Origin of the sequence: Mycobacterium sp. THU-M104, assembly GCF_049197365.1 — a bacterium.
GTDB lineage: Bacteria > Actinomycetota > Actinomycetes > Mycobacteriales > Mycobacteriaceae > Mycobacterium.
In genome coordinates, this window is the sequence record NZ_JBMIOP010000171.1 from 1 (window position 1) to 16461 (window position 16461).

Genomic DNA, 16461 nt, shown 5'->3' on the forward strand with positions numbered 1-16461 from the left:
CCCGTCCCGCACCCCGTGCAGCATGTTCACGATATTGCGGAACGCCTGATTCATCTGCCCCATCGTGTCGTACGAGGTGGCCTGCGCCTGCCCACTCCAGCCCGCACCGGCGATGTTCATCGACGACGCCCACATCTTGCGGGCCTCATCCTCCACCGTCTGCGCATGGGTCTCGAAACGACCCGCCATCGCCCGCATCTCATGCGGATCAGTCAAAAAACGTGTAGCCATGTTGCTTGTCTCCTTGTCTTTCTTGATCTTTGTCTTTCTTGATCTTTCTTGTCTTTCGAGCCGCGGGGCGGCTGAAGTCTTGCTCAGCCGTCGTCGATGCGGGAACGACCGCATCCCGGACAGACTACGACCTGCCCGTTGACGGCTTGGCTCAATTCGATGACATGTCCCATCATTTTCCGAACTCGGGTTTGCGCGAGCTCAGGAGTGCGATCTCAGACGACCACCTGCTTGGGCATGACGATCGGCTTGAACCCGTAGCGGGGGCCGGCCCCGTAGGCGCCGGCGCCCTTGGCCGCGGCGGCCATGCCCGGCATTCCGGGCATCGCCGTGACCGGCTCGGCCGCCTCGGAGGCCACGGTCCAGCCCGAACCCTCCACCGGAGCGGTCGCGGAGGCCAACGTGGCCGGGGCGGCCGCCGACCAGCCGGCCGGCACCGACAGACCGCCGACGGCAGATGCCTCGCCGAGACCCGCCGACACCGCGCCGCCCAGGCCCATCGGCGTGGTCGATCCCACGAGAGACGTTCCTATCCCCAAACCGGCGCCGAGAGGTGTGACGTCGTCGACGAACGGGGTGACACCTAAGGGAGCACCGGCAAGGAAGTGGCCGAGAAGCGGGAAGGTCGCGGTGATCATGGCGACGTTCCACGCCGCGGTGACACCGATGTTGTAGATGACGTTCTGGACGACCGGGATCTCGGCCCAATCGGCGATCGAGGGGATCTGGCCGTTGAGGGTCAGAACCGAATTCAGTGAGCTCTCCAACTGGGACAAGCCCGTCTGCAGGCCCGAGACGGCAGAACCGATACCGCCCTGGGCGGGAGCTGCCGCCGCATTCTGGGCCGTCGCCGCGGCTTGGATGCCCGCCGCACCCGGGTTGGTTGCGGGTGTCTCCGGCGCGATCGGCGCAAGCGCCCCGGCGGCCGTCGAGGCGGCCTGGTAGGTGTACATGGTGGTGGCGTCCTGGACCCACATCTCGGCGTACTGGGCCTCGGTGGCCATGATCGCCGCCGTGTTGACACCCAGGAAATTGGTCGCGACCAGCGCCGCCAGCTGAGCACGGTTGGCGGCGATCACCGGCGGGGGCACCGTCGCGGCGAACGCCGCTTCGAAAGCGGCCGCCGACGCCGTCGCCTGGGCGCCCGCATGTTCGGCCGCCGCCGTCGCAGTGGTCAGCCAGGTCACGACGGATTCGGCTGAGGTGACCGCAGCCGTCGACCCCACACCCGTCCAGTGCTCGGTGGTCAGCGTCGTGACGATCGACTCCCATTGGGACGCCGCGGCACTCAGCTCCGCAGCCAGGTTGGACCACGAGGCGGCCGCGGCCATGAGCGGTCCGGAGCCCGCTCCCGAATACATGAGCGCCGACGTGACGTCCGGGGGTATCGCTCCAAAATCCATGACCATGTCTGTTCTGTCCTGTTCCTCTAGTGAGCTGAATTCGGATTCTTGGTGACTGGTTCTGTAGCGCGGGTGCGCCGCTCAGACGGTCGTCGGCTTGGGCATGACGAGGGGCTTGACGCCGTAGCGCGGCGCACCGAACCCGGCGCCGTTGCGCGCGGCCGCGCCCATCCCGGGCATGCCCGGGACGAAGGTCCCGGTGCCGGCCTGGGGCGCAGCGGTGGTCCAGCCCGCGCTCGGCAGCGCCATCGGGTCCATCAGGCTGGTACTCGACACGGTGGTGACCGTGCCGGCCCAACTCGGCGGCACCGACAACTTGCCGACCATGGTCGCCGAACCCACGCTGGCCATCGGCATCGCACCCATGCCGGCCATGCCGGAGCCGACGGCCGGCGTCGTCGCGTCCGCGAGGTCCGCTGCGCCGGCAAGGCCGCCGAGGCCGCCCAGGTCGGCGCCGGCCTCTTCGGGAGCCGATATGGCCGACAGAAGACCACCGCCGCCCATCCCGATGGTGTCCGAGTAGGCCGAGGCCCAGTTACCCATCTCGTCCATGGCGATGCTGGTTCCACCGCTGGAGGGGCTGAACAGCCCGTTGCTGCCGTTCAGGAAGTTGTAGGCCTGGTTGATCAATGAAACTGGGTCCAGGGACTGCTGGGCCGAGTTGGTGGCCTCGGCGGCTGCGTAGGTGCCGGAAGTCTGGTTCAGGGTGTTCACATACTGCTGCTGTTCGGTCTGAGCTTGCGTCGCCGTCGCCTGGTACTGAGTGCCGTACGCCGAGAAGATTGCCGCCTGCTGCAACGACACCGGGTCAGCGGCTGCCGGAGCGATGGCCGTGGTCGCCGCCGCGGCGCCGGCGTGCTGCGCGCTCAGTGAACTGACGATGGCTTCCAGCTGCGCCGCCGCCGCGGACAATTCTGCGGGCAGTGTTTTCAGAATTGACATCCATTCCTCCGTCGTGTCAAAACCGTCGGCCCCATGCGGTCGATCGACCCTGGGTGTTTGCCGGACGGCTGCTGTGCGTTGGCGTAAGGCTAACGACCCACGTCTCCACAGTCGCGACCGAAAAGAGCGAGCTGGCAGCCGTTTACGCTTTTTTAACGCTGGCGCGGGCAGTTTTAACAAGTCGCCGTCGAGCGACATGGCGCTGTCATCTGGCAAGGGCGGCAGTGCGGGACGTACGCGGCTCGGCGGCGGGAAGATACTTCAAGCGCGGCAGGGTCGCATCTTCAGGCGCGGTCCGGCCTTGAGGGGATGCGATGCCCCCGGTCCCGCTCGCGCACGCTACATTCGCCGCCGGGCCCCCATAGCCCAATTGGCAGAGGCAGCGGACTTAAAATCCGTCCAGTGTCGGTTCGAGTCCGACTGGGGGCACGCTGACCAGCTATCACCGACTGAGATGCCCCGGTCGGCGCCGTTGTCCTGGTGCTCGACCGCTGGCACGGCTCCCGTCACGACAGGTGGGTCGGGTCCCTGGCTTTTCGGAAGGTCGGTGTGGATGAAATCACGGGAGTACCGCGGGTGGTTCCCTCGACGTCGTGGCGGCCGAACAAGCAGCCTGTTGGCTGCACAGCGGCATCGTCGAGGCCGTTGATGACGGGTTGAGCGGTGCGTCCGCCGCGGCGGTACGTCCGACTTGTCTGAACCGGCTTGCTGTGGCGCGCGAGCAGCTGGCCGGTCGCCATCGAGGAACGGATCATCCTGGCAAGCGAGACACGGTCCCGCCGGAAGATCTTGACTGAGTAAGGATCCCACCCGCGGAGACATCAGGAGATCCACATCAGGAGATCCACATCAGGAGATCCACACCAGGCAACCCAATGCGGCAACAGGTGACAGCCCACGTTGACGCTGAAACAACGACGCTGCAACGATGACGCTGAAACAATGTTGTCAGCTCGTCGAGCGTGGGCCCGACAAAGTCTTTATCGTTGCGGGATGAGCCAGCCAGGGCAATTCGATCCTCTCCGCTACGAGAAGATGTATCGCGATCAGCAGTCCGCGAACGGGTTGCCGGCGGCCACACCGTGGGACATCGGCGGCCCGCAAGAGATCGTGAAGCAACTTGTTGCGCTGGGTGCGGTCAAGGGCGAGGTTCTCGACCCGGGTACCGGTCCGGGGCACCATGCCATCTACTACGCCGAAAACGGCTACTCGGCGACTGGCATCGACTCCTCTCCGGCTGCGATCGAGCGGGCAGAGGAGAACGCGCGGCGCGCCGGGGTTTCGGTGAACTTTCAGGTGGGCGACGCGATAAGGCTGGACGGCCTGGAGAACCGTTTCGACACGGTCGTCGACTGCGCGTTCTATCACGTGTTTTCGGACGTGCCCGAGGCGAAACGGGCGTACGCGCAGGCTTTGCACCGGGCGACCAAGCCCGGAGCGCGGCTCTACATGTTCGAATACGCCCACTACAGTGTCAACGGTATCGTCGCCCCGCGGTCGGTGTCCCTGGACGACTTCATCCAGACGTTCCCCGAAGCCGGTTGGCAGCCCACGTATCTGGGGCCGACCACGTATCAGGTCAACATGAGCATGGAATCCTTTGACATGATGATTGCCCGTAACCCCGACAAGGCCGAACAGATCAAGTCTTCCGTAGAGGGATTTCGGTCGATCGCACCGTGGCTGACCAATGGCCGGGCCTACGCCCCGTTCTGGGAGATGCACGCCACCCGCGTGGACTGATCGCAGAAGAAGGCGCTCAGGAGCCGGCCGGCGCCGGGCGCAGCGATAACGACGAGTTGACCGGCAAAGGGAAAGGTGGTGAGGGTGCGGACAGTGCGTAGGGCGTCGATGGACGCCCTCACCTCGATTCCCGGCACGGAAGTCGACATGAGGTTTCCTTCCCCGTGCGGTCCACGTTGTCAGCGCGGCGGGAGCGTGAATCGTGGAAGTCGGTTGTTCCACAACGAAATTTGGTCTTGCTGGGCGCCGTGGGCGTCGATCAGCTTCGCCCAAGCGCCGCCGGAGTGCGCTGTTCGGCGCATTTCTCGACCCGCCTACGAGAGCCCGGTGACAAGGAAATGATGAGCGAGCCGTCGCAACCTGACCCGCCCACGGGCCACCACGCAATTCAACCGGGCGAAGCGCCTGCGGAACTGCGCGACCGCCGGCGCTGGTGGCATGGCACCGCGCCGCGCATTCCCAACGGAATCGCGGCGGTCCTCGCGGTGCTGCTGGCCTGGCTGCTGCTGGGTCGCCCCTGGGATGTCGCTTCCCACGCCGCGCGCCTTTGGTGTCTTGCCGCTTTGATCGCGGTCTTCGTTGCTCTCTGGCAGTCGGTCGTCATCCGGCGCCAGGCACAAGACGACGCCAGACAAGCGCACGAACGACTGCGACGTGAGCTGAAAGCGGCCGAGCAAAGGTCAGCGACAGAGCTGGACAATGCGCGCGAGTTGCACCGAATCGAGCTTGAAGCACAGCGGGAACAATCTCGCATCCAACGCGTCCATGTGCGCGAACAAGAGTTCAAACTCGCCTTGATTCGGGTGTCGCGAGCGGTCAACGACTACACCCTCGAGCTGGCAAAACTCACGGAGCGGGGACACAAAGTGGTGACGATGCCCGAGAAACAGGAGCGCGAGGACGCGCTTGCACCGAGCAGTAAGAAACTTGACTCTCTTCTCAAGAATATGCAGCTGGAAATTTCTGCGGCACACATGTTTACTCGCAACAAGGCGCTTCATGACTCTCTTGATGCGGTGAACGCCACCACGGTGCTCGGCTCGCACGCTGAGGTGATGTTCCGGGAAGCGGTGATCCGTAACTGCGCCATGACTCGCCCGGTCTCTGAGGCGATCTTTCGGGCGATGACGACCATGCAGACGGCGACAGGCAACATCCGTCGGCTGGCCGGCGAACTACTGGAAACCGGCTGGGAATGATCGCATCCCGGTTGCGAACACAATGATCTCTCCACGGCGATCTCTCTACGGCGATCTCTCTACGGCGATCTCTCTACGGCGATCTCTCTACGGTGATCTCTCTACGGTGATCTCTCTACGGTGATCTCTCTACGGCCCCGAGAACAGGGACCTGAAAACATGAGTCAGAAAGGTAGGGCAGCGTGAATTCGCCTCCTTTGCATCACAAGGAGAGTCCGGTCTTCGCAGCGGACCGCGGCGCCTTTTGGCGTCAGCTGCGCGGCCTGGGCCCAGTGGTGAAAATCGAAGCCGGCAAACCCATGCTGCACGGTTACTACCTCACCCGGCGTGACGACGTGCGTGCGGCTCTGCTCGATCCGGCCACGTTTATGTCACCGCCGAAAACATTCAAGATCACTTCTTTCGGCGTACCGCTTCCGCAGGTGCCGCTGTCCTGCGGAACGCGAACGGAGCATGCCCGTTTCGGCCGCGTCCTACATCCCCTCTTCAGCCCCAAAGCTTTGGCCCCTTTTGCTTTGCACTTGCGTGCCCAGGCCGCGACGCTGGTATCCGGGGTTACCGGCGCGGGGCAGTGTGATGCTATTGGCCTCGCCGACACCTACGCGTGCCGATCGCTGCTCACGGTGTGCGGTTTACCGTCAGACGACGACAGTGCGGCCGGGCTGATCCGGGCCGCAGTGATCGGTGACCTGGACGGGACAGCCGAACTTCGGCTCTTCAACTGGCTGGATTCCGCGCTCGGCGCCGGGCTGAGGAAGCCCCGGCGGCCGCCCGGAATTCTGTGGCCCCTGCTCGAGGGACGCGCCCGCGACAAGAATTTTCCGCTCAGCCGAGCCGAGGTGGCTGCCGTCGTCCTGTTGTTGTTCTCGGTTGCCGGTATCGAAATGGTCGCGGCGGCGATTGGTTTCTCGCTTCTCCGTCTCGCGCGCCATCCGCAACTGCAGGCCCAGTTGCGCGAAGACCCAGAACAGATTCCGGCGTTCGTCGAGGAAATGTTGCGGTTGGAGGCGCCAGGCCCGGCCATACCGCGCGTCACCACAAAAGATGTCGAAGTCGCCGGTTGTACGATCCCGGCGCACAGTGTGGTGTGGCTGGCTTTGGAGGCGGCGGGCCGGGAGAACGGAGGTGACGAGATAGCGACGGCCGGCGACGGAACCATTCTGCGCCAACGTCATTGGGCTTTCGGTAGCGGCATACACAGATGCTTGGGTATGCACCTGGCCCGCATTGAAATTGGCGAATTCGTGACCGAGTGGTTGATGCGCGTCCCGCAATTCGAACTCGAATCCGGCTTCGCGCCGGCCATCAGACATTTACCGACTGGCGTGACTCACCTGGGCAGCCTGATGCTGCGTTGGGAGACATCCCCATGAGGAGTTCGGGTGATGGAGGCGCGGAGGCGGATCTCGCCGCACAACTGGTGTCCCGGTTCACCATGGACATCTACCAGGACGCTGGGTCGGCACGTGCCTACTTCGGGTAATCTTCTTGATCAGGGGTCAAACACTCGGGCGGCGTCATATTGAGTTCCAGAACAGTACCCGGTGGACATTTCTGATGGTCCTGCTGCTTGCCATCGGCGCAGACATAGAATGCCTGCGAATCGTCGGGATCCGGAACATACTGGAGCCCCGCGCCGGTAGGGCACGCGAAGCCGTCGGCCGGGGAGATGGTGGGCGGCTGAGCATACGCCGCAGCTGAAACCACCACGCTCATCGATCCGATGCCGGCAATGGCGGCGCCGACAGCGGCTACCCGTCTGGCCTTGAGGGATATAGTCATTCGGTTTTTCACTCCTCAATCATTTATCAGTAATCATTTATCAGTGTTCTGACCACAAGGACTGCGCGGCAACGCGGGCGGGTTGTTCATCTGCTCAGTTGGCGCTGGACTTCGACAGGTAGTCGGGGCAGTAGACGCTCGACGCAATTACGGTGAACCTGGTTGAGCCGGCAAGGCCGAATCCTGGATTCAGAGTCATCACCTTTTTGATGACGGCGATTTCCTTCTGGCCTGAATCCATCATGTTGCACGCCGTATGGGCGGCTGCCACGGCGGCAGGTCCGTTGGTATAGGTGATGCCCGCTTGGGTGAGCTGGCTCAGAAAGCTCCTGTCAGTACCCGGGTCGATGCTGCTGGGCTCGGCTTGCGCCGGCACCGCCGAGCCGACGATGGCGGCCAGATTGGCCAATGCGACATTGGCCAATACGATCAGGAATCGCATCGCCCAATCATCCTCCACGACGACGCGGTTGTCCTGTCGACTGCGATGGCCGAGCCTGGGAATCAGCCGCGAGTGGGGGGAAGATGACGGCCAGGCATCGGTAGCGACCCGCGGGCCTGCCGTCGAGCTACACGGGCTCAAGGTGAGCGACGAGTCGGATACTTCGACGTCGTGGTCGGACCGGCGGCGTCGGCTTCCTGAGGGCCTGGGTGCCCAGGCGGGCCTTCGGCCGACGGAGCCCGTGCGTAGGACTGCGATCCCCGAACTGTCGCCGTCTGCCGTGATCAGTCGTCAAAGTCGTTCGCAGAGAACAGTGTGCAGGCTGGTTGTCGACCCAACACCGCGACGGGTACCCGAGGGTGCCGACGCACGGCTTGTGCTGTGCGATTCGCGACGGGGCCCCCGCATCGCTGAACTGGCCCGCGATTATGGCGTCATCACTTCGACTCCCGCGGCCACGGCTGTAGCAGAGCGCAACGCGGTAGCGGTTGCAGCGTGAAAAGCGTTGCAGTCTAATCTGATTCGGCGCTCGGATCGAATCTGGCCGGAGCCGGATCATCGGGTGGCCCCGCGGGCGGCGGTCAGCCGGGTCCTGATCGACGCATTCGGCGGATTTCCCGTCGCAGGTCTCTCCCGGATCCCAAACCGCCGCCTGGTCGCCATGCCGGCGGTGTGTACCGTCCTGCGGGACGCGCCTGTCTGGTCGCGACCGCCGATCTGAGAGACTGGGTGCCGGTCGGGTTTGCCCAGCGTCGAAGGAGGACGGTTGATGACCGCGCCGACGGGAGGTGCCGGCCAGCCCGACGATTCGATGCGGGGCGCGCTGCTCATCTGCGTCGCGGCGACCGTCGCCGGCGTGGCCATCGGTTTTGTCGGCGGCGCCTTTCGCTGGTGTCTGCAGGCCGCCGAGCACCTGCGCGTCGACTTCGTGGACTGGGCACACCGGCTGCCCGGCCCGGGTTGGCTGGTTCCGCTGGCCGCCGCCGCGGCCGGCGCCACCCTGGCCGCGCTGGTCGTGCGGTGGGAACCCCTGGCCGCCGGCAGCGGGATCCAGCACGTCGAGGCGGTCTTCCGGGGCGACGCCCGGCCACCCCTGATCCGCTTGCTGCCCGCGAAGTTCGTCGGCGGCCTGCTGGCGATCGGTTCCGGGCTGGTGCTGGGCCGCGAGGGCCCGACGGTGCACATGGGTGCGGCGATCGGCGCCGAGACCGCACGCCGGGCCCGGCTGCCCGACTCCGAGGTCAGGATGATGCAGACGGCGCTGGGCGGGGCGGGACTCGCGGTCGCCTTCAACGCCCCCATCGGCGGCACCCTGTTCACCCTCGAAGAGGTGACGAAGTCGTTCCGGGTGAAGACCGTGCTGGCCACGCTCATCGGGGCGTCGGCCGCCGTCGGGTGCTCCCGGCTCGTCCTGGGCAACCACCCCGACTTCCAGGTGGCACCGATCGGGCCCCCCGACCTGGTGTGGTTGCCGCTCTTCGTCGCCTTCGGCCTGCTGACCGGAGCGCTGGGTGCCGCCTACAACCGGTTGGTGCTGTGGTTCGTCGACCACGTCGCCGCGCTGGGCCGGGTCCCGGCCCCCGCGAAGGCGGCGCTGATCGGCGCGGTCATCGGGCTGGCGATGTTCGTCTACCCGCTGGCGGTGGGCGGCGGCGACCCGGTGAGCCAACTGATTCTCGGGGGGCACCACTTGTTTCTCTCGGTGGTCATCGGCTACCTGGTGGTGCGGCTGGTCGCGGGCCCACTGTCGTACTCGGCGGGTGTGCCGGGAGGGCTCTTCGCGCCGTTGCTGGCGGTGGGAGCGCTGTGGGGGCTGTTGTTCGTCGGCGTGTTCAACCTGGTGTGGCCGGCGAACGCGTCGTCGCTGGGGATTCCGATGGCGCTGGTGGGTATGGCGGCGTTCTTCGGGGCCACCGTCCGCGCCCCCGTCACCGGGATGGTCATCGTCGTGGAGATGACCGCCACGACGACGGTGATCGTGCCCATGATGGCCGCGACCGCCGCGGCGGTGCTCGCCGCGTACCTGGTGGGGTCGCCGCCGATCTACGACAGCCTGCGCGAGCGGATGCCGGTGGACACCGCGATAAAAGACGACGGCGGCTAAGACGCGCGCTCGGTCCAGCCCAGCCGGCGGCTGACGCTGTCGGCGGCCGCGATCGTGCGCTGTGCGACCTGCGCAAACGTGGTGGTCTCAAGCCGGTAGGCGGGTCCTGACACGCTCAGCGCCGCGGCGATCCGGCCGTTGCCGTCGTACACTGGCGCGGCCACGGCATTGAGCCCGATCTCGAGTTCCTCACGCGCGCTGGCCCATCCGGCGCGTCGCGCGACGGCCAGTTCGGCCTCCAGCGCGTCGATGGTCACGATGGTGTTGTCGGTGAAGGCCTCCAACGCGGGGCCGAGCCGGCCGCGCAGGTCGTCGACGTCCAGGCCGGCCAGCAGCACCTTGCCCGCCGACGTGGCGTGCGCGGGGCAGGTCTGGCCCACCCAGGTCTGCAGCGCGATCTCCGCGGTGCTGACGGCTTCGGCGATGTTGACGATCCGGTTCTCGTCGAGGACAGCGAGATTCGCCGTTTCGCCGACCTCGGCCGCCAGCGTGTCGCAGGCGTCCTGGCTGAGCTTGACCAGATCCAGATGTCCGCTGCGCGAGCGCGCCAGCCGCGACACCGCGATGCCGAGCTGGTATTTGCCGCGTTCGGAAAGCTGTTCGACGTAGCCGCGCGACTCCAGCGCCGCGATCAGCCGGGACGCCGTCGACTTGTGCACGCCGAGCTCGTCGGCGATCTCGGTGACCCCGCCCCTGCCCATGTCCGCCAGCAGTTCGAGCACCAACAGGGCACGGTCGACCGATTGCACCGCGGGGCCCGCCTCGGGGCGACCGGCGGGGGCGTCTCCGTCGTCGCCGTTGGCCATGACGACCGAGCTTATACTGCTGTTCGGCCAGGGCCCGCTCACCTCGGCGCGGTGGGCGTGCCGATTCGCGCGATCACCCACCGATGAAATTCGGCGATGTGGTGTTCGGCGGGCACCAGGACCCCGCCCGCGCGGTACGCGCGCGAGGACATCGCCGGCTGCGTGCGCCGGCAGGCATCGAAGTCCTGTTCGTTGACCCGGTGGAACAGCTCCACCGAACGCGCGAGATCGCCCGTGGCCGCCACCTCGGGGGCATAGAGCCAGTCGCATTCGACGACGGTGCGATCCGGGGCCAGCGGAAACATCCGGTGGAAGATCACGTGGTCGGGCACCAGATTGATGAACACCGTGGGCTTGACGGTGATCGCGAAATAGCGCCGCTCCTGCCCGGCGTCCACCCCGGGCAGGCTGGGGAACCCCGCGCTGCCGTCGACGGTGAAACCGTCGACGCCCGAACCGAACTCGGCACCGCGCCCCACCGACGACTGGGCAGCCTGACCCCGCGCGAACTCGGGCACCAGCCTGGTCAGCTCAGGGTGGATCGTGGCGCAGTGATAGCACTCCATGAAGTTCTCGACGATCAACTTCCAGTTGGCTGCCACGTCGTAGGTGACCCGCCGGCCCACCTGCAGGGTGTCGATCCGGTAGTTGTCGATGGCTCGCAGGTCGCCGAGCCGGTGGGCCGCCGCGCCGACGACTTCGTCCTCGAACGACGGCGGCTGATCGCCCAGACAGACCCACGCGTAGCCCAGCCATTCACGCAACGCCACCGCGACCAGGCCGTAGCCGCGGCGGTCGATCCCGACGCCGTCCTCGTCGGTCAGCGAGCCGAGGTTGGGCGCGGCCACCAGCGCGCCGTCCAACCCATAGGTCCACGAGTGGTAGGGGCAGCGCAGGTTGCGGCGCACCCGGCCTTCGGGTTGCGTGCACAACAGCGCGCCGCGGTGCCGGCACACGTTGAGGAAGGCGCGCAACACCCGGTCGCGTCCGCGCACCACGAGCACGCTTTCCCGGCCCACCTGAACGTTCTTGAACTGGCCCGGCTCGCCCACGTCATCGTTGCGCACGACGCAGAACCACATGTGCTCGAACATGTGCTGTTGTTCGGCGGCGAAGACGGCCGCGCTGGTGTAGTAGTCGCCGCCCAGGGTCGGCAGCAGCGCCGGTGACGGCCGTGCGGTGGAGGTCATCGGGTCACCGGTCTCTGCGGGTCGAACAACGAGACGGGGTGGGCGGTGGCGCCCTCGATGCACAGATCGGCGAGGATCTCGCCGACCACCGGCACGAACTTGAACCCGTGCCCCGAAAACCCGCACGCCACGGTGACATTGGCGCAGCCCGGATGCCGGGCGATGACGAAGTGCTGGTCGGGGGTGTTGGAGTACATGCAGGTCGCCGCGTGCAGGCAGTCGCCCGCCAGCGCCGGCAACAACTCGGTGACCCGCGCCGTCATCTCGTCGATCTCCTGCGGATGCACCTCCCGGTCGATGGTTTCCGGCGTGCAAGCGACGCCTTTGCGGAAGAAGGCGACTTTGACGCCGCCGCGTGGCCCGTCGATCGCCGGGAAACCGTATATCTGAGCGCCGGAGGTGTTTTCGTCGATGAAGATCGGATCGTCCGCGAATGCGGCGGCGCCGCCGATCGGGTTCAGCCAGTACATCACCTGACGTTGCACCGTGATCGGGACCCCGAACTCGCCCAGCAGTTGCGGCGCCCAGGCGCCCGGGCAGATGACCAGCTGCCCGGCCGTGTAGGAACCGCGCGGGGTCCTCACCCGCACACCGTCGCGGGTCTGTCTCCATTGCAGCACCGGCTCTTCGAAGTGCAATGTGGCGCCGTTCTTTTCGGCGAGTTCGAGGTGCGCGCGCACCGTCGCCTCGGGGCGGGCGAAGCCCGCCTTGGCTTCGTAGAGCGCGATGTCACCCGGGTGGGGTGTGAAGTGGGGGAACCGCGCGGTGATCTCGGCGGCGTCGAGCACCTCGTGCACCAGTCCCCACTGGCGGCTGGCCCGCATGCTGCCCGCGACGGTCTGGCAGTCCGGCGGCCCGATGAACAGGCCCCCGGTGAGCCGGTACACCTCGCGCTGGGCGTCGACGGCCAGCTTGTCCCACAGCTCGTAGGCGCGCAGCAGCAGCGGCACGTAGCCGGGGTCTTCGAAGTAGGACTGGCGGATGATGCGCGAGCCGCCGTGGCTGGATCCGTTGGCGTGCACCGGCTCGTGGCGCTCCAGGCCGAGGACCCGGTGCCCGCGGGTGGCGACGTGATAGGCAGCCGCGCTTCCCATCCCGCCCAGTCCGACGACGATGACATCGTAAGCCGTTGTGGTCGTGGGCATATCGGTCTACCTCCGGATCCTGGTCTGTTCTGGGTCCACGACGGCGTGCGGGTGCACGGTCGCGGTGTGGCGGCGTCCGCGGTTCTCGACGGTGAGCGTGTCGCCGACGGTCGCGGCGGGGGTCAGCCAGGCGTAGGCGACGGTGCGGCCGAGGGTGGGTGAATATCCGGCGCTGGTGACGAACCCGATGCACCCGTCACCGTCGTAGACAGGTTCCTTGCCGAGTGCCACGGCGGCCGGATCGTCGAACACGATGGTGTGCAGCATCGTTCGCGTGACGGACGGGCACAAGGCAGCCTTTCCGATGAAGTCGCCCTTGGTCATGCACACCGCGAAGCCCAGGCCCGCTTCGTCGGGCCGGTGCTCGGCGGTCATGTCGGTGCCCCACGCGCGGTAGCCCTTCTCCATGCGCAGGCTGTTGAACGCCAGACGGCCCGCGGCGACGGCCCCGTGGCCCCGGCCGGCGGTCCACAGCAGGTCCCACAGTGCGGCGCCGTAGCCGGCCTCGGTGTAGACCTCCCAGCCCAGTTCGCCGACGTAGGACACCCGCAGCATGGTGACCGGCAGGGCGCCCAGGTAGGTCTGCAACGCGCGGAAGTACGGGAAAGCGCTGTGCGACAAGTCGTCTTGGCACAGGGGTTGTATCAGCTCACGCGCGGCCGGCCCCCACACGCCCACGCCGCAGGTGCCCCCGGTGACGTCGCGCAGCGTGACGCTGCAGTCGTCGGGCAGGTGCCGGGACATCCAGTCGAAGTCCTGCGGTCCGTTGGCGCCCACCTGGAATCGGTTCTCGGCCAGCCGAGCGACGGTCAGATCGCTTCGGATGCCGCCGCTTTCGTCGAGCATCAGGGTGTAGGTCACCGACCCGACACTCTTCTCGACGTCGTTGGTGCACAGCCGCTGCAGGAAGCCGGCAGCGCCCGTGCCGCTCACCTCGTAACGGGTGAGCGGCGTCATGTCGTACAGCGCGACGCGGTGCCGGGTCCAGGCCGCTTCGGCGACGGCGATCGGCGACCAGAACCGGCCGGCCCAGTCGTCGCGGTCGGGAACCTGCATGCCGGTGGCCGCGACCAGACCGGCGTTGGCCTCGAACCACGCGGGCCGTTCCCAGCCGCCGCCCTCGTAGAAGAAGGCCCCCAGCTCGACCTGTCGGGCGTGAAAGGGGCTGGTGCGCAGGCCGCGCAGCGCGCTGCGGTGCTGGTGCGGGTGCACGATGTCGTAGACCTCGGCGAACGCCTGCGCGCAGGTCTGCTCGATGAACCGCGGACTGCGCGCGAACTCCTCGAACCGGTACAGGTCGCTCTCGTGCACATCGACCGAGGGGGCGCCGTGCACGATCCATTCGGCGACGGCTTTGGCCACCCCGGCCGAGTGGGTGACCCAGACCGCCTCGGCGACCCAGAACCCGCCGAGGTCGCGGTGCTCGCCGAGCAGCGGGAAGCCGTCCGGGGTGAACGAGAAGATCCCGTTGAAGCCCGTCTCGACCTTGGTGTCGCCCAGCGCGGGCAGCAGCCGCACAGAGTCGCGCCAGGCCGGGGCGAAGTCCTCCTCGGTGAACGGCAACATCGACGGCATCGGCTCACCGGCGGTGTCGACCGGCAGGGTGGACATGGCATCGGCTCCCAGGGGCATCGGCGGGTGCCCGTAGTAGCCGATGCCCAGCCGGTCGACGTGCTCACGGAAGTAGAGATCGGCGTCCTGGTGGCGCAGGATCGGCAGGCCCGCGTCGCGGTCGTCGGTGTTGCGGCCCACCAGCGGGGCGACCTGCCCGGTCGTGGCGTACTGGTGGGCCATCGGTACCAGCGGCAAGGTCAGCCCGACCTGGTGGGCCAGCTGAGCCCCCCAGAACCCGGCCGCGCACACCACGATGTCGGCGTCGATGGCCCCGCGCGCGGTGCGGACGCCGCAGACCCGGCCGTTGCGGTCCACCACCCCGAGCACTTCGGTGCCGGGCACAAAAACCGCGCCGCGTTCGGTCGCGCGCCGCGCCTGGGCCTCGGCCGCCCGCAGGGCCGCGGCGAGCCCGTCCGTCGGGGTGTGGAAGCCGCCCAGGATCTGCTCGCGGTCCAGCAGCGGGTGCAGCACGGCGCACTCGGCGGCGTCGACGATACGCCCCGGGATGCCCCAGGCCTGCGCCCAGCCCGCCTTGCGGTGCAGGTCCGCCCAGCGCTCGGCCGTGGTGGCGACCTCGAGCCCGCCGACACCGTTGAACACCGGGCCGCCCGGGTGACGCAGCGCCGAGAACTTCTCGACGGTGTAGCGGGCGAACGCGCTCATGGTGCGCGAGGAGTTGGTTTGAAACACCAGGCCAGGGGCGTGCGACGTGGATCCGCCGGTGGCGAACAACCCGCCGCGGTCGACGACGGTGACCTCGGTGAGACCGCGCGCGGTGAGCTCGTCGGCCAGCGACGTCCCGACGATGCCGGCGCCCACGATGACAACTTTCGGTCCCATACAGCCCTGCCCTCGGCGATTATTGCATATGTTGCGTAATACGAAACGCGTTCGGTAATTCGCAACATAATGAGGCCGTGCTGGAGTGCTGTCAAGCCGCGGCCGGCGTGGCGCCCGAAGCCGCCGCGAAGCCACTGCGAAGCCACTGCGAAGCCACTGCGCCGGCCGGCCGGCGGCCATACACTGACCCCCCGTGGGTATGCTGTTCGGGTTGGCGCCGTGGATCGTCTACTGGTCGCTGGTCGGCAACGTTCCCGCGACCGCCGCCGCGTCGTGTGCCCTGGTGACCGCTCTCGCGGCGCTGCTGATCGGGGGATTCCCGGGTAAGGCCGGACGCGTGCCGCAAGCCGGTGCGGTGGCGACTTTCGGGCTCCTGACGGTTCTCGCCCTGGCTCTCGGCGAGTCGTTCGCCCTGGCGTGGATGCTGCCGCTGGGCAACGCCGGCATCCTGCTCGTCACCGTGAGCGGTGCGTTCCTGGGCAGGTCGTTCGTGGCGGACGTCGTCGCTGCGGAGCAGCCGCCCGACGTCGTCACTACCGAGCTGTTCGGCCGGATGTCCGGACTGCTTACCTGGGCGTGGGTCGCCGCATTCGCCGGCATGACCGTGTCGTCGGCCATCCCGCCGCTCGTGCACCGCGACGCCACGATCCGCGACGCGACGACCCCGCTGTCGTTCGTCTGCTACTGGGTCGTCCCGGTCGTGCTGCTGGTGCTGGCTGCGCTGGTGTCGCGGGTGCTGCCCGCGCGGTTGCTGGCCGGGATCGAGGACGTCGAGCGGGAAACCTCGTTCGTCGCCTACGACGAGGCCACCATCGACGAGCTGTACTACCTGGCGCAGGAGCACGCCAACCGCGAAGTCGGCCCCGGCAAGGAGGCGTACAGCGTCAAGGTCGGCGGGATGGGGACGCCGCTGACCGGAGGCGAGTCGCGAAAATCGTGGCCGTCCACCTACAAGGTGCGCGACAGGCGCCGGTGACGGCGGGTGCGGCGTTCACGTGCTGGGCGACTTCTCCCGGTATG

14 protein-coding genes and 1 tRNA gene are annotated in these 16461 nt (G+C 67.3%); 6 read left to right on the forward strand and 9 right to left on the reverse strand.

Going from position 1 to position 16461, the window contains the following annotated elements:
- The 3 genes from ACOJVU_RS13850 to ACOJVU_RS13860 form a co-directional block, all read right to left on the reverse strand.
- A partial coding sequence (locus ACOJVU_RS13850; RefSeq protein ID WP_421530317.1) for a WXG100 family type VII secretion target occupies positions 1–231 on the reverse strand: 231 nt, incomplete at its 3' end.
- Positions 232–446: 215 nt separating this feature from the next.
- Complete coding sequence (locus tag ACOJVU_RS13855) at positions 447–1634, reverse strand: PPE family protein (protein WP_421530293.1); 1188 nt, start codon at positions 1632–1634, stop codon at positions 447–449.
- 81 nt (positions 1635–1715) lie between these two features.
- Complete coding sequence (locus ACOJVU_RS13860; RefSeq protein ID WP_421530294.1) at positions 1716–2576, reverse strand: PPE family protein, SVP subgroup; 861 nt, start codon at positions 2574–2576, stop codon at positions 1716–1718.
- Positions 2577–2931: 355 nt separating this feature from the next.
- Between ACOJVU_RS13860 and ACOJVU_RS13865 the strand changes: the two genes are divergently transcribed.
- The 4 genes from ACOJVU_RS13865 to ACOJVU_RS13880 all read left to right on the forward strand — a co-directional run bounded on the left by ACOJVU_RS13865 (position 2932) and on the right by ACOJVU_RS13880 (position 6891).
- A tRNA-Leu gene (locus tag ACOJVU_RS13865) sits at positions 2932–3005 on the forward strand.
- Between the two features lie 564 nt (positions 3006–3569).
- Complete coding sequence (locus ACOJVU_RS13870) at positions 3570–4319, forward strand: class I SAM-dependent methyltransferase (RefSeq protein WP_421530295.1); 750 nt, start codon at positions 3570–3572, stop codon at positions 4317–4319.
- Positions 4320–4555: 236 nt separating this feature from the next.
- The gene (locus tag ACOJVU_RS13875) at positions 4556–5518 is read left to right on the forward strand and encodes a hypothetical protein (protein ID WP_421530296.1); all 963 of its coding nucleotides are present in this window, start codon (positions 4556–4558) and stop codon (positions 5516–5518) included.
- A gap of 182 nt (positions 5519–5700) precedes the next feature.
- Entirely contained in the window at positions 5701–6891 is a 1191-nt protein-coding gene (locus ACOJVU_RS13880; protein ID WP_421530297.1) for a cytochrome P450, read from the forward strand.
- Positions 6892–6988: 97 nt separating this feature from the next.
- Here ACOJVU_RS13880 and ACOJVU_RS13885 read toward each other — a convergent pair whose 3' ends face one another.
- Positions 6989–7300: a carbohydrate-binding module family 14 protein gene (locus ACOJVU_RS13885; protein ID WP_421530298.1), complete on the reverse strand. Its 312-nt coding sequence runs from the start codon at positions 7298–7300 to the stop codon at positions 6989–6991.
- Between the two features lie 94 nt (positions 7301–7394).
- Complete coding sequence (locus tag ACOJVU_RS13890; RefSeq protein ID WP_421530299.1) at positions 7395–7742, reverse strand: DUF732 domain-containing protein; 348 nt, start codon at positions 7740–7742, stop codon at positions 7395–7397.
- A gap of 769 nt (positions 7743–8511) precedes the next feature.
- Here ACOJVU_RS13890 and ACOJVU_RS13895 point away from each other — a divergent pair.
- Positions 8512–9846, forward strand: a complete 1335-nt coding sequence (locus ACOJVU_RS13895; protein WP_421530300.1) for a ClC family H(+)/Cl(-) exchange transporter — start codon at positions 8512–8514, stop codon at positions 9844–9846.
- Here ACOJVU_RS13895 and ACOJVU_RS13900 read toward each other — a convergent pair.
- From ACOJVU_RS13900 to ACOJVU_RS13915, 4 genes are read right to left on the reverse strand one after another with little or no spacing between them, the layout of a single operon-like run.
- Complete coding sequence (locus tag ACOJVU_RS13900; RefSeq protein ID WP_421530301.1) at positions 9843–10652, reverse strand: IclR family transcriptional regulator; 810 nt, start codon at positions 10650–10652, stop codon at positions 9843–9845. The two genes, ACOJVU_RS13895 and ACOJVU_RS13900, sit on opposite strands and share 4 nt — an antisense overlap.
- Before the next feature lie 38 nt (positions 10653–10690).
- Positions 10691–11842 (reverse strand): aromatic ring-hydroxylating oxygenase subunit alpha, encoded by a 1152-nt coding sequence (locus ACOJVU_RS13905; RefSeq protein ID WP_421530302.1) that lies wholly within the window; start codon positions 11840–11842, stop codon positions 10691–10693.
- Positions 11839–12987: an N-methyl-L-tryptophan oxidase gene (solA, locus tag ACOJVU_RS13910; RefSeq protein ID WP_421530303.1), complete on the reverse strand. Its 1149-nt coding sequence runs from the start codon at positions 12985–12987 to the stop codon at positions 11839–11841. Before solA ends, ACOJVU_RS13905 begins: the two co-directional genes overlap by 4 nt.
- A 6-nt stretch (positions 12988–12993) precedes the next feature.
- Positions 12994–15441 (reverse strand): GcvT family protein, encoded by a 2448-nt coding sequence (locus ACOJVU_RS13915; RefSeq protein ID WP_421530304.1) that lies wholly within the window; start codon positions 15439–15441, stop codon positions 12994–12996.
- 193 nt (positions 15442–15634) lie between these two features.
- Between ACOJVU_RS13915 and ACOJVU_RS13920 the strand changes: the two genes are divergently transcribed.
- On the forward strand, positions 15635–16417 hold the full coding sequence (locus tag ACOJVU_RS13920; protein ID WP_421530305.1) for a hypothetical protein: 783 nt from the start codon (positions 15635–15637) through the stop codon (positions 16415–16417).
- The last annotated feature ends 44 nt before the right edge of the window (positions 16418–16461 follow it).

Coding starts and splice junctions, on each gene's coding strand:
- solA (WP_421530303.1), bottom strand. CDS start 12,987: ATGCCCACGACCACAACGGCTTACGATGTCATCGTCGTCGGACTGGGC.
- ACOJVU_RS13885 (WP_421530298.1), bottom strand. CDS start 7,300: ATGACTATATCCCTCAAGGCCAGACGGGTAGCCGCTGTCGGCGCCGCC.
- ACOJVU_RS13900 (WP_421530301.1), bottom strand. CDS start 10,652: ATGGCCAACGGCGACGACGGAGACGCCCCCGCCGGTCGCCCCGAGGCG.
- ACOJVU_RS13855 (WP_421530293.1), bottom strand. CDS start 1,634: ATGGATTTTGGAGCGATACCCCCGGACGTCACGTCGGCGCTCATGTAT.
- ACOJVU_RS13860 (WP_421530294.1), bottom strand. CDS start 2,576: ATGTCAATTCTGAAAACACTGCCCGCAGAATTGTCCGCGGCGGCGGCG.
- ACOJVU_RS13905 (WP_421530302.1), bottom strand. CDS start 11,842: ATGACCTCCACCGCACGGCCGTCACCGGCGCTGCTGCCGACCCTGGGC.
- ACOJVU_RS13895 (WP_421530300.1), top strand. CDS start 8,512: ATGACCGCGCCGACGGGAGGTGCCGGCCAGCCCGACGATTCGATGCGG.
- ACOJVU_RS13915 (WP_421530304.1), bottom strand. CDS start 15,441: ATGGGACCGAAAGTTGTCATCGTGGGCGCCGGCATCGTCGGGACGTCG.
- ACOJVU_RS13890 (WP_421530299.1), bottom strand. CDS start 7,742: ATGCGATTCCTGATCGTATTGGCCAATGTCGCATTGGCCAATCTGGCC.
- ACOJVU_RS13870 (WP_421530295.1), top strand. CDS start 3,570: ATGAGCCAGCCAGGGCAATTCGATCCTCTCCGCTACGAGAAGATGTAT.